11 protein-coding genes are annotated in these 12,702 nt (G+C 61.3%); 8 read left to right on the top strand and 3 right to left on the bottom strand.

Annotated features, from left to right (window positions below; translation table 11 throughout):
* The first annotated feature begins 168 nt into the window (after positions 1 to 168).
* The gene (locus SPHV1_RS02690; protein ID WP_231634447.1) at positions 169 to 1,227 is read left to right on the top strand and encodes a MucR family transcriptional regulator; all 1,059 of its coding nucleotides are present in this window, start codon (positions 169 to 171) and stop codon (positions 1,225 to 1,227) included.
* A 132-nt stretch (positions 1,228 to 1,359) separates the two neighbouring features.
* Here SPHV1_RS02690 and SPHV1_RS02695 read toward each other — a convergent pair whose 3' ends face one another.
* On the bottom strand, positions 1,360 to 2,685 hold the full coding sequence (locus SPHV1_RS02695) for an amidohydrolase (RefSeq protein ID WP_054944544.1): 1,326 nt from the start codon (positions 2,683 to 2,685) through the stop codon (positions 1,360 to 1,362).
* Between the two features lie 13 nt (positions 2,686 to 2,698).
* Positions 2,699 to 4,996, bottom strand: a complete 2,298-nt coding sequence (locus SPHV1_RS02700) for a TonB-dependent receptor (RefSeq protein WP_054944545.1) — start codon at positions 4,994 to 4,996, stop codon at positions 2,699 to 2,701.
* A gap of 17 nt (positions 4,997 to 5,013) precedes the next feature.
* Here SPHV1_RS02700 and SPHV1_RS25635 point away from each other — a divergent pair, with 17 nt between their 5' ends.
* Positions 5,014 to 5,331: a hypothetical protein gene (locus tag SPHV1_RS25635; RefSeq protein WP_054944546.1), complete on the top strand. Its 318-nt coding sequence runs from the start codon at positions 5,014 to 5,016 to the stop codon at positions 5,329 to 5,331.
* Between the two features lie 9 nt (positions 5,332 to 5,340).
* Here SPHV1_RS25635 and SPHV1_RS02710 read toward each other — a convergent pair whose 3' ends face one another.
* Entirely contained in the window at positions 5,341 to 7,863 is a 2,523-nt protein-coding gene (locus tag SPHV1_RS02710) for a TonB-dependent receptor (protein ID WP_231634449.1), read from the bottom strand.
* Positions 7,864 to 7,970: 107 nt separating this feature from the next.
* Between SPHV1_RS02710 and SPHV1_RS02715 the strand changes: the two genes are divergently transcribed.
* The 6 genes from SPHV1_RS02715 to SPHV1_RS02740 all read left to right on the top strand — a co-directional run bounded on the left by SPHV1_RS02715 (position 7,971) and on the right by SPHV1_RS02740 (position 12,225).
* The gene (locus tag SPHV1_RS02715) at positions 7,971 to 8,471 is read left to right on the top strand and encodes a sigma-70 family RNA polymerase sigma factor (RefSeq protein ID WP_054944547.1); all 501 of its coding nucleotides are present in this window, start codon (positions 7,971 to 7,973) and stop codon (positions 8,469 to 8,471) included.
* On the top strand, positions 8,464 to 9,447 hold the full coding sequence (locus SPHV1_RS02720) for a FecR family protein (RefSeq protein WP_231634458.1): 984 nt from the start codon (positions 8,464 to 8,466) through the stop codon (positions 9,445 to 9,447). The genes SPHV1_RS02715 and SPHV1_RS02720 overlap by 8 nt, the downstream gene beginning before the upstream one ends.
* Before the next feature lie 215 nt (positions 9,448 to 9,662).
* On the top strand, positions 9,663 to 10,415 hold the full coding sequence (locus SPHV1_RS02725) for a DUF4198 domain-containing protein (protein WP_054944548.1): 753 nt from the start codon (positions 9,663 to 9,665) through the stop codon (positions 10,413 to 10,415).
* 58 nt (positions 10,416 to 10,473) lie between these two features.
* Entirely contained in the window at positions 10,474 to 10,872 is a 399-nt protein-coding gene (locus tag SPHV1_RS02730) for a hypothetical protein (RefSeq protein WP_054944549.1), read from the top strand.
* A gap of 5 nt (positions 10,873 to 10,877) precedes the next feature.
* Positions 10,878 to 11,612 carry a HupE/UreJ family protein gene (locus SPHV1_RS02735; RefSeq protein ID WP_079730573.1) on the top strand — a complete coding sequence of 245 codons (735 nt, stop codon included), beginning with the start codon at positions 10,878 to 10,880 and terminating at the stop codon, positions 11,610 to 11,612.
* Position 11,613: 1 nt separating this feature from the next.
* A complete protein-coding gene (locus SPHV1_RS02740) occupies positions 11,614 to 12,225 on the top strand; it encodes a hypothetical protein (protein ID WP_054944550.1) in 612 nt (203 codons plus the stop codon).
* Positions 12,226 to 12,702: the final 477 nt, after the last annotated feature.

Genomic DNA, 12,702 nt, shown 5'->3' on the forward strand with positions numbered 1-12,702 from the left:
AGCCCCCGGGGTTTTTCATGCCCATTACCCCGGTAGCGCTGTCCCATCACGGGAACGGACATTTCACTCTATGCAATCGAATATTTGACATCTAATATACCAATAGTGTCTATGGGCCCGTTTTGAGACTCCCCTGCTCGCGCAGAGCTACTTTCAAGTTGGATGGATATGGCAGATTTCGACGCACGTCAGGCTTCGCTGGACCTTGTCACAGCCTTTGTGAACAACAACAAGCTGAATGCCTCTCAGCTACCTTCGCTGCTCAGCGATGTATTCAAGGCCGTTTCGGAATTCGGCGAAGATGCGCCGATGCCCGCGTTGGCGAAGACCGAGGACAAGGCTCCTGCCAAGCCCGCCGCCGCAAAACCGGCCGCAGCGCCGAAGGCAGAGCAGCCGGCTGCCAAGGCCGAAACCGCTGAGCCGGCCAAGCCGGCCAAGCCTGCCGCCGCAGTCAAACCGGCCGTATCCGCCAAGGAATCGCACAGCGATCCGAACTTCATCGTCTCGCTCATCACCGGTGAGAAGTTCAAGACGCTCAAGCGCCACCTGCGCAAGCACGGCCTGACCGAAGCCGAATACAAGGCACGCTACGACCTGCCTTCGGACTATCCGATCGTGGCCCGGGCCTATTCCGAGCTGCGCCGCAAGGTAGCCAAGAACATCGATCGCAGCGGCCAGGACACCGCCGCTCCGGCTCCTGCGGCCAAGGCCAAGGAAGCCGCACCGGCCAAGGCGCAGGCTCCGGCGAAGGCGAAGCCCGCTGCTGCCAAGAAGACCGCAACCAAGCCCAAGGCTGCTGCGAAGACGACCGCCGCGAAGAGTGCCACGACTGCAAAGGCAAAGAGCACACCGGCTGCGAAGGCAGCTGATACCGCCGCGAAGCCGGCAGCCACCGCGCCCGATGCCAAGAAAGACGCAGCGCCCGCGGCGGCCAAGGCCGCGCCTGCCAAGAAGGCGACCAAGGCCCCGGCCAAGCCCCGTGCAAAGAAGGCTCCTGCGGCCAAGAAGGCTGCTGCACCCAAGGCTGCCGCCAAGACCACTGCGGCACAGGACAGCAAAAAGGACGCCCCTGCTTCGGCTCCGGCAGCAACGCCGGCTCCCGCTGCAAGCGCGACCAGTCCGGCCCCCGAAAGCAAGAGCGCTGCCGCGCCTTCGACTGCCGACAGTTCCGCCAGCTCGAAGCCGGCCCGCAAGGACCGTCCGAAGCTTTCGCCGGTCTTCAAGTAAGCGATACTTCGGTAAGGCGCCCGGAGGCGCCGTTATCGGCCAGAAAAAAGCCCCGCATGTCACTGCGACATGCGGGGCTTTCTCATGCAGGGGATCTTTGGGGGAACGCAGGAGCGCTCCCCTGTCCCAGGGTTATTCGGTGCCTGCTACCGTGAGCACGGCCAGCGAAAGCGCCTGCGCGCCCGCGCGAATTGCCGGTTCGGGATCGGGCGCAAAAAACGGCGAGTGGTTCACCGGGGGCTTCTCGCCCTTCTTGACGTAACCTGCCAGCACGTCCGCATCGACTCCGCCAATGCCCACGAAGACCGACGGGACGCCTGCCGTAACGAATTCCGAATAGTCTTCGCTGCCCGAAGCCGCCGGCTTGTCTTCCGATTCCACGGTGACATTACCGCCCACAGCCTCCCTGACCACGGCCGCAACGGAATCCGTCAGCTTCGGATCGTTGTAGAGTGCCGCAGTGCCATAGAGGTAATCGATCTGCGGGTCTGGCGCGCCGGCCATGGCCGAAACGGCGTCGGCCGTCTTCTTCACGCCGTCCATCAGCTGTTGCCGCACCTTGGGCTCATGCGAACGCAAGGTGAGTTGCAGGACCGACGTATCGGGAATGATGTTGGCCGCCGTTCCGGCATGGAAGCTGCCGACTGTGATCACGCCGAACTTGGCCGGATCGACCTCCCGGCTGCGGATCGACTGGACGTCGCTCACGAAGTGCCCGCCCATCACGATCGGATCGATGCTCGATGCCGGCATCGAGCCGTGTGCGCCCTTGCCCTTGAAGGTGATGCGCAGCTGATCCGAGGCCGAGGAAGACATGCCTTCCTTGAAACGCACATTGCCGGTGGCATCGGGTCCGACATGGGCGGCGAAGCCATAGTCGGGCTTGGGGAAGCGCGTGAACAGGCCATCTTCGAGCATGGCCTTGGCACCGCTGACGGTTTCTTCGGCGGGCTGGCCGATGAACATCAACGTTCCGTGCCAGCGATCCTTCATCGCCAGCAGGGCTTCCGCCGTGGCAACCCACCAGGTCATGTGGATGTCATGCCCGCAGGCATGCATCGTGGGCGTGACCTTTCCGTCGATCTCCTGCGTGTAATGGCTGGCATAGGGCAAGCCGGTCTTTTCGAGAACTGGCAGACCGTCAAGCTCGGTCCGCACGAGGACGGTAGGCCCGTCACCGTTGCGATAGATCGCAACGATGCCGGTGCCGCCGACCTTCTCGGTCACGGTAAAGCCGAGCTTGCGCATCTTGCCAGCCAGCAATGCCGCCGTACGCGTTTCCTGAAAGGCGACTTCGGGATGCGCGTGAATGTCCTCGTAGAGCGCCTGGAGCTGCGGATAGTTCTTGTCGAGCACGGCATCGATCCGCGCAAGGTCTGCCTTGGGGTCGGGCGTAGCCGCAACCGCCGGAGAGGCAGCCAGTCCCGCCAGAAGCAGCAAGAGTGGTGACTTCTTCATCGGTTGGGTCTCCTTACATTGCAAAGTGGAAATTCACGCCGAACGTGCGCGGCTGGATCGAGAAGGTCAGGTTGCTGTAGCCGAAGCCGTTGGTCTGGCTGACGTTACCCACCGTATCGGTGACATTGTTGACGTAGACCGCCATGCCCCAGGTCTCGTTCTCAACACCAGCCCTGAGGTTCAGGGTTGCGTAGTCCCCGTAGTAGGTAAGGTACGGATCGGTGCTGCTGACATTCGACTTCATCTTGCCCGTGTAGGCAAAGTCCGCGCGCAGCAAACCGTCGAAGCGATCGTTCAGTGCCCACTTGTAGGAAGCCGAAGCAGCGCTGCTCCACTTTGGGCTGTTGGGCAGACGATCGCCCTTCCTGCCGCTCGATGCAGTCACGAGGATGTCGTCGTTTGCCTGGTCTTCGGTCAGCTTGCCATCGGTGTAGCCGCCCGAAACGGACAGCGAGAGACCTGCCAGAGGGCGGACCGTCAGGTCCACTTCACCGCCGCGGATGCGCGCTGCACCTGCATTGGTCAGGAAGGAGTAGAGGCCGTCGGCCGTGCGCGCACTCAGCTGCATGTTGCTCCAGTCGATCTGGAACACGGCAGCGTTGAAGACCACATCGCCGCCCAGCCAGCTGGTCTTAATGCCGGCTTCATAGTTCCACAGGCTATCGGCGTCATAGGCAATGAGGTTTTCCGGCAGGATCGGAATATTGTTCGCACCGCCCGGGCGGAAACCCTTGGCCGCGGTGGCATAGGCCATGAGATCCGGCGTGAAGTTGTAGCTGACGTTGAATTTCTCGATCAGGCCGTGAGCGCTCGCCTTCACCTTCGAATAGTCAGCGAGCATGCTGGCGGTCAGCGGGCTGGCGAGCGTCGCCTCACCACCGGTGGACTTCGTGTAGTCGTAATACCGCAGGCCGCCCGTCAGGCTGAGCTTGTCGGTCGGATGCAGGGTTACTTCGCCGAACCCGGCCATCTGCCGCACCGTCGTCTCGACGTAACGATAGCTCAGGTTACGCAGCGGGTCGGGGATCGCCCCGTCCACGGCGCTGACGCTGGTCACGTTGCTGTCGATGTGGTCCTTGCGGTGCTCGTAGTAGCCACCGATCGTCCAATCGATGAAGTTGGTGCCGTTGGACGCCAGCCGCACTTCGTAGTTCTGCGACTTGAGCCATGCCGGCTGATAACCGATCGCAGGCAGGACGGAGGACGCATAATCGCTGAAGGCGCTCTGCTGGTCCGCCGAGCACGCGGCGCTCAACCCGTAGTAGGCGCTGCAAGTGCTGGGCAGCGAGCCGAGCGCGGCCACTGCGGGAGTGAAGTCGACGGTGCGCACGATGTTGAACTTGTAGTAGGTGCCCGTCGCGGTCAGCGTGGCGAAGCCGAAGTCCTGGTCCGCCTTGAGATTGTAAAGCTGCATCTCGCTGTTGAAGGGCAGGCGCACGTAGGAGTCCGTCTTGTAGCGACCGACCTGGGGATACCAGCCCTGCTGATCGTCAGCCGTGGACTTCTCGTAAATGGCGGTGGCCGTGATGGTCGTGTCCGGCCCCGGCTCGTAGCCGATCAGGGCGCGAACGCCGCGCGCCGTGCTGTCGTTGATGTTCCTGTCGCCGTAACGGACATTGTCGATGAAGCCCGGCTTCTTCTGATAGTAGCCGACAAGACGAACCGCCAGCTTGTCTTCCACGATGGGCATGTTGACCATGGCCTTGGCGCCATATCCGGTACCGCCGCCGTCGATCGCCGATGCTTCGGCCTCTGCAGCCGTCTCGTAAGTCGAGGCATCGGGCTTATTGAAGATGATGCGCAAGGTGCCTGCCATGGAGCTTGCGCCGTAAAGCGTACCTTGCGGACCGCGCAGAACTTCCACGCGCTCGACATCGAAGAGGTTCAGGTTGGCTGCTACCGCACCGGGGTCCTGCGTCGTGCCGCTAGGCCCGGTGACCGGCGTCTCGTCGTAATAAAGTCCAACGGTGGCTTCACCGGCCGCGTTGACACCGCGGATGCTGATGCGGCTGCTGCCGATCTGGCCCTGCGTCACGTTGAGGTTGGGAACCTGGCGGAAGTAACCGGAGAGTTCGCTGGACCCCATGTCGCGCAGCGTCTCGCCGCTCATCGCCGCGATACTGATCGGAGTTTCCTGCAGGGTGGAATCGCGCCGCAGGGCCGTGACGACGATGTCGCCCGAAGCGAGAATGCCTTCGTTGGCTCCGGCACTTTCGTTATCGGCAACGGCATTTGCCGTTTGGGCCATTGTTGCCATCGGAAACAGGGATACGGCGGCCAGAAGTGTGGCCGTGGTGATCGAAGACTTCATATGGAAGAATGCCCCCCTTGGTTCAGGACGATTATGTCTGGCGGTCTGCCAGCCTTCCGAGCGATCCTTCCCTGACGTCTCTTGTTCTGTTGTTCTGGACTTTGAAGGCGGAGCAGGGGCCGGAGCCGACTGATCGCTTCGGCAGGCAACAGGATTACGGACAGCTGCCCGATTTTTCCGTCTGCATTGCCGTTCAATCCGGTCACAGCGCCACATCTCCGACTTACCCTCTGGTGCGACCCGAAGGGTATTCAATCAGGAAGACGCAACTCCGCGACGAGTCCGTACCGGAATGTGAAAGTTTTTTTGCAGTGCAGCAGGGGGTGAAAAAATAATATTGTAAATCAGAATCTTGAACTCAGACCGACCGAGACCGTCCGCGGCTGGATCCGCGTGACTGTTCGCGGTGCGAATACGGTATCGGCTGCCCAGACCCGTTCGTGACTCCCGGTCAGGTTGCTCACACCGACGGACAAGGATTGCCCGGCCAATTCCAAACTCGCGCGAAGATCGATCGATCCGCCGCCCCCGAGCCGCATTGCGCGAATGTCGCCGCGATCCGACCTCGAATAATGCCGGCCAGTATAATGCCCATATAAGCCGACTGTGAGACGCATACTCTCATCCAGGTTCCAGCGCCCTGTCAGAACGCTGCTGACGATGAGCGGGGCGACATAGGGCAGCCGGTCGCCCCGCCGACCCGTTGCCTGCGCGATCTCACTCAACTGGTTGGAGGTGAGGCGGGCATCGAGGTATGTCGTCTGCACCCGCGCCTCGAAATGCTCGCCAGCGCGCGCGTCCAGCCCCAGTTCGAACCCATCGATGCGCGCATTGCCAAGATTGCTGATAATGGCAAAGGCGCCGTTGTTGGTGATCGCCGAGACTTCCATGTCCGACCAAGTCTGGCGAAACAGCGCACCACTGATCTGAACCGCGTCACGCGCAAGCGACAGGCGCGAGCCCAGTTCACGGCTGACGATCCGGTCCCCACGATAAACGGCCGCCTCACTCGGCAAGCCCGGTATGATGTTGACGCCGCCCGGCCGAAACCCCTGTGCGACTTCTCCGTAGATCAACCAATCGGCGCCGGGATGGAAATCCAAGCGGATGCGGCCTGCAGTTCCTCTCGTCGAGTAGCCATAGGAGACCGGAGCATCACTGCCATAGAGTTCGGTTGCCGGATTGCGCCACAGACTCTCTCCGCTGGCGTAACGCCGATAGCGAAAATAACGCCCGCCGGCTGTGATATCGAGCAAGTCGGTAACGTGCCATGTCAGATCGCCGAAGGCCGCAAACTGCCTCAGCGCACCTGAGAACCTTCGCAGGCTCTGTGCAGGCGTCTCACCGTCGATCATGCCTTCGCCATCGACCCGGTGGGCTGAGCTTTCACCGCTATCGATCCGACGATTGAAGAAAAGTCCGGTCGTCCAGTCGAGCTTACCGCTCCCCGAAACGCGCAGCTCCGCCGATGTGCCGGTCACGCGCAGCGGTTGATCCAGGACTGCCGGGGTTACCGAATCCAGATAGTTGCCAAAATCGGCCAGTTCCCCGGTCGAACACCCGATTTCGGGCAAACGCCCGAAGTAGCCCGCACAGGCATGCTGGTCTCCGCGCAGATCTTCCAGCACTCTGGTGAAATCGAGGCTGCGGCGCGGCACCCACCGATAGCGCGACGCCGAAAGCTCCATGTCGGCTCTGCCAAGCGCGCCCCGAACTATGCCCGAAACCATCCAGAACCGGCTCGAGAAGGGCAGACGTACTTCACGGCCTGTCCGATAGGTGCCAAGGTCTCCGCTACTGCTGCCAAAATCATCGAAATCGGTCTCCTGGTAGGCGCCCTCGAGAGAGAGAAACCAATCGACTTCGGGCTCCCACATCAGGGAGAGCCGCGCGCCCACATCATCCCTGGTGCCGATATCGCTCTTCCTCAACGGAACGTTGTCCACGAAACCGGCTTCGCGCCTGCGATAGGCAACTGCGCGCAGGGCCGCGCTATCGGGCGCAACGACCATGTTGACCACCGTGGAGGCATCGAAGCCCGTGCCTCCGCCTTCCACCAGCGACACCGAGGCATCCACGCTGCCGGAGTTGGCATCCAGTTCAGGCTGGCGAAACAGGACCCGCATCGTCCCCGCAAGGGAGCCTGCGCCATAGAGCGTGCCCTGCGGCCCGCGCAGCACCTCGATCCGCTCGACATCTACCAGGAGGAGATTGGGCGTCATGAGTCCCGGATCCGAAGATGAGCCCGAAGGCCCCAGCACCGGTACGTTGCCGTAGTAGAGCCCGACGCTCGGCTCGCCCGCACTGAACACACCGCGCAGGGACATGCGGTCCAGACCCGAGCCCGGCGATGAAATCGCCAGGCTTGGAGCCAGCTTGACGACGTCGGCATTGGTTCGTCCGGCGAACCTGCGCCACTCATCCCCGCCCAGTACGACCATGCTGACCGGCGTATCGAGCAAGAGCGTTGGTCTTCGCAGTGCGGTCACAACGATGGAAGAAGGGGGGCTTGGGTATACCGCTCGCTCGACCTCTATTGTAGAAGCATGTCCAATGCTCTCGGCCTTGCCCTGTTCCACGCGCTCGATCACGAAGGACCGCGGCGCAATGCGCTTTGCACGCAGGCCTGTTCCGCGCAGCATGGCCTCGAGGCCGGCTTCAGGACTGACCGACTTGCCGGGCTGCTCCGCGGTGATTCCGGATACCGTTTCCGGCCGAAAGAGAATGGACAGGTGCCCGCGCCGTGCCAGAGCCTGCAGGGCATCGGCCAGCGAAATGCGGTTCGGCGCGGCGAACGCATGTGATCCCGCGAGTGCGGAAAAGGTCCACGCCGCGACAACGATCAGGGCCAGCCGTAAGATTGCCAAATTCGAAGTCTCTTGCGTGTTTCCTGATGCGCGTATGTTTGGCTACCCTAACCCGATTCGCCGTTCATGACAGTCGGCGCACGAGTTTTTTCACACTTGGGCCACGGATGAGCGAACTTAACACCCTGCACAACGCGATTATCCCGCATCTGCCCGTACTGCGACAATGGCTGCTGCGTCGCATCGATCGAGCCGAGGATGTGGATGATGTCGTGCAGGACGTCTGGATGCGCCTTTGCCGGCTTCCCGACAGGAGCGTCATCGAAAATCCGCGCGCCTATCTGTTTCGCACTGCCAGCAGCGTGGTGACTGATCGCTTCCGCCGCAGTGAGGTCAGAGCCGCCAACCGGCACGATGAATTGACCGAAGTTCGCCATCCTGTTGAGGAGATCACGCCCGAGCGCGTCTTGATGGGCAAGGATGAGATGGAAAGGATCGTTGCGCGCATCGGCCGGTTGCCGGAGCGTACGCGAGATATCTTCGTGTTGAGCAGGTTTGAAAATCTGAATAACCGCCAGATTGCGGCAGCCATGTGCATTTCGGTCAGCGCGGTCGAGAAGCATATGATGAAGGCGATGCGCACATTGCTGGAGCAGAGCGATGACTGATCGGCATTCGCAAGGCGATGGCATGAGCGACAGGGAACTGGCCGCTTTCCTGCGCGACCCTTCAGGCAAGACACGGCCTTCGGGGGAAAAGCCGCAAGCGCTGCAGGAAGCTGAAGACCTGTGGCGCTCGCTCGATGCCGTGAAGGACGATCCGCGCATCCTTTCCATGCGATCGGCAGCGCGTGCGCGGCTGGCAGCCAATGATGGCGCCGACGAAGAAGACGATAGCGAGACCGAGGCACGTTCGCCGCGTCGCACGCTTGCTCACTGGGCCCCGATTGCCGCCTGCCTGCTCCTCGTCTTCGGACTGGGCAGCTATATCTGGGTCGACCGCCCCGGCGTAACCGCTTCCCAGGCGCTGCAGGTGTTGGCGAACGGACACGAGGCGCCCCGTGCCTATCGGCTTGCCGATGGCTCTACCGTGACGCTCGACGCGGTCTCGCGCGTGGAAGTATCGCTGTCCAACGATGCACGTCGCCTGACCCTGAAACAGGGGCGCGCCTTCTTTGACGTCGCGCATGACGCCGACCGCCCCTTCATCGTCACTTCGGGCGATAGCAGCGTGACCGCATTGGGAACGCGCTTCATGGTGTCGCAACGCCGCGACGATCCGATCGTCATGCTTTCACAGGGCAAGGTACGGGTTGCCGACAGCGTCCAGACTGCCGAACTCATACCCGGAGAGGAACTGTCCCGGGACATGAGCGGCAGCTACATCATCGCAAAGAGCGATCCTGCCAGCGTCAGCGAGTGGACAACGGGGGCGGTCAGCTTCGATGCCCAACCGGTCTCGCAGGTTCTGGAAAAGCTCAACCCCTACCTGTCAAGACCGCTCGTCCTCGATGACCCCGCTGATGCGCAAGCGCAGATAAGCGGCACGTTCCAGCTCGGCAACATCCGGGACATTCGCATCGCCCTGGAGGCAATGGGCATTGCCGTAACGCAGGGGCAGGCACCTCTAGCCGCCCAGCGATAATCTTCCCAAAGGCCGGAAATCGGCGCCCTGCAAGCGCCTGTGGACAGAGCCGGCCCACTGCATATCCGCAATGCGACCAATAAAGGCCGCAGCATGCGATGCTGCCGCGCAGCGGGCTATTTCGCAATTTGCTTCCGATCGGGCTCGCACAAAAAGCAATATGTTGCGCTGGCATCACCTCATGCTGCGTTCAACAAAACCCGAGGAGAAGATCATTGTCGCGACGTTCGCCCTTCCTGCTCGCATCCACTCTAGCCTCAGCCCTGGCGCTTGGACTTACCTCGATAACGCCTGCCGATGCCCATGCCATCTGGTTCGCACAACGCGCCAAGCAAGTCGCCCTGATCTACGGCGTGGGCGCCGACGATCTCGATGCCGTTGGCCGCATGAAACATATCACGCTCGTGAAGGGCTATGACGAAAACTGGCAGCCGGTGGAAACGACACTGCGCGAAGCCGGCATCGTTCCTGTTGTCGACAGCGACGAGCCGATCCAAGCTGTGACGGCAGTCATGGACTACGGCAACTGGACCAAGGACAATAGCGGGGTATGGCACAACACGACGAAGGATGAAGTTGCCGACGTCGCCCTGTCCGAGCACAACTGGAAATACGCTCTGCACCTCGAAAAGCTGCCGAAGACACAAGTACCGCTTTTCGAAGGCATGACACTCCAACTCGTTCCGGTCGGCGCGATTCCCGAAGACAAGGGCAAGCCACTCAAGGTCCGCGCCTATCTCAACGGAAAGCCCACAGCAGGCGTCCAGATCATTTCCGACTACGTCACCGATCCCGACCAGGTCCCGGTGAAGACCGATGCTGACGGCACGGCCACGATCACCTTGCGCAATCAGGGCCTCAATGTCCTGGTCGGCATCTACGTCGCACCCTCAGACCAGCCTACGAAGTACGACCAGGTCGAACATCGCTCTTCGCTTTCGTTCGTTCTGCCGCATCTGCCTGAATGATCCGCGGTATCGGCCGACAAAGCCTGTAATCGCGCATCCGATACACGGAGATACAACGATGAAGATTTCCGCATTTCCCGCCATGTTCGCCGCAAGCCTGCTGGTCGCGGCCCCTGCCGCCCTGATCCCGGGCGCCGCCTATGCGCACGGCAGCATGAAGCCCCAACACGGCGGCATGGTCCAGATGTCGGGCGAAACCCTTTTCGAACTCGTCAAGGGCGCCAAGGGCGTCGATGTCTACATCAGCGAGGAAGACGAACCCCTGCCGGCCAGCGATTTCAGCGCCAAGCTGATCGTGACGAGTGCCTCGGGTGCCAAGTCCACTTCGGCAATGAGTGCGGTCAAGGGGAACCAATTCGCTGCGCCCGGCGTCAAACTCCAGGCCGGTTCAAAGGTCGTCGTCTCGATGGTCAACAAGAGCAGCGGCGCGAAGACGTTCGCCAGCTTCAAGATCTGACGCCAATGCGCGAGGCATTCCTTGCTGCGTCCCGCCGCCTTGGTGCGGCGGGACGTCCGCTGGCAACAGGCGGCGCACTTTTCGCTGCATTGGCTTTGGCGGCAACGGCCCAGGCCCACGGCGTGGGAGAGGCTGACAGAGCCTTTATCGAGGGCAGTTCGGGCATCGCCATCCTGCCCTACATGTACCTCGGCGCGAAGCACATGGTGACGGGATATGATCACCTGCTCTTCCTCGCAGGGGTCATCTTCTTCCTGTACCGGATGAAGGACATCGGGACTTACGTCACGCTGTTCGCGATCGGTCACAGCTCCACTCTGCTGATCGGCACGATCTTCGACATTCGAGCCAATCCCTACATCGTCGATGCCATCATCGGCCTGTCCGTCGCCTACAAGGCAATCGACAACCTTGACGGTTTTCGCACGATGTTCGGCTGGGCGCCCAATCCGCGTGCCGCGGTATTCGTATTCGGCCTGTTCCACGGCTTCGGCCTCGCGACCAAACTGCAGGACCTTACTCTCTCGCCCGAGGGTATGATACCGAACCTGCTGTCGTTCAATGTCGGCGTCGAGCTTGGGCAGTTCATGGCACTTGGCCTGATCCTCATTGCCATGAACATCTGGCGCCTGAGCGGAAGTTTCCAGCGCAGCGCCATCGCTGCAAACGCGGCGCTGATGTGCGCCGGCTTCGTCCTCGTCGGCTACCAGCTGACCGGCTACTTCACCCAGGGAGCCTGACATGGCCACTTCCTATCCCACCGATACCGCCGCGCTTCCGCGCAACGTCCAGGCCACTCCGGCCACACTCGCCAAGGCTTGCCTTGGTGCCGCCGTCGCGGCGGGGGGCGTCCTCACCCTGTTCGTCCTGCCTGCCGAATATGGCATCGATCCAACCGGCATCGGCGCCAGACTGGGCATCTCCGGCATGGCCGTATTGGAAGAGGAAGACGATACCGCCCCCGCCGTGACAGGCCCGACTTCCGCACTGGCAACGCCGACGCGCGCTTCTATCGAACGCGCTACCCCCTGGCGCGAAGACGAGCTTACCCTCGACCTGGCTCCGCACAGCGGCGCAGAAATCAAGGCGCACATGGTCAAGGGCGACAGCTTCGTCTTTTCGTGGCGTTCGACGGGCGGAGCGGTAAAGGTCGATATGCACGGTGAACCCGTGAACGCCGCAGACGATGAATTCACCAGCTACTGGAAAGAACGCCAGAGTGAAGCGGGTCAAGGCGATTTCACTGCGACTTTCGACGGCACGCATGGCTGGTATTGGCGCAACAAGGGCGACACCCCGGTCAAGGTGACTGTCAAGGTGGCCGGCTTTTACAAAGATCTTTTCAAACCCTGATCCACCCGGGACATTCCCGAGCCTGAACAAGGGCGAAGCGCTTCCATCCGGCGCTTCGCCCTTCTTTTTTACCCTGCCGAAATTAGAAAGAGCATAATAATTTGTTCCGGAGCCCCGGAATGGGTTTGACTGGAGCCGACATAGCGCAGGCACGTCACCATAATGCTGCGTCGCACAAATGCATAACTAAACAGCGAATCCAGCATCCGCCCAATCATCAACCCATCAATATCGCAAGTGCACAATCAACTTATCGGGACCGGCAGGTCCTGCTGAACAACCTTTCGACAAGGGCACGGCAGAATAATTGGACTATGACCACAATTCGTCATAATCATTCGCTCGCCCCCCCCAGTTACGATGAAAGATTTGTCAGGCTCCAGATAGCCTCGACGTAGCAAAAAGAAGCGGACAGGTCGCTGAATCCGCGGAAATTGGCGGAGTATGTAGCGCACAAGATCTGCTCGAATGGAATTT

This window comes from Novosphingobium sp. KN65.2 (assembly GCF_001368935.1).
Classification (GTDB): domain Bacteria; phylum Pseudomonadota; class Alphaproteobacteria; order Sphingomonadales; family Sphingomonadaceae; genus Novosphingobium; species Novosphingobium mathurense.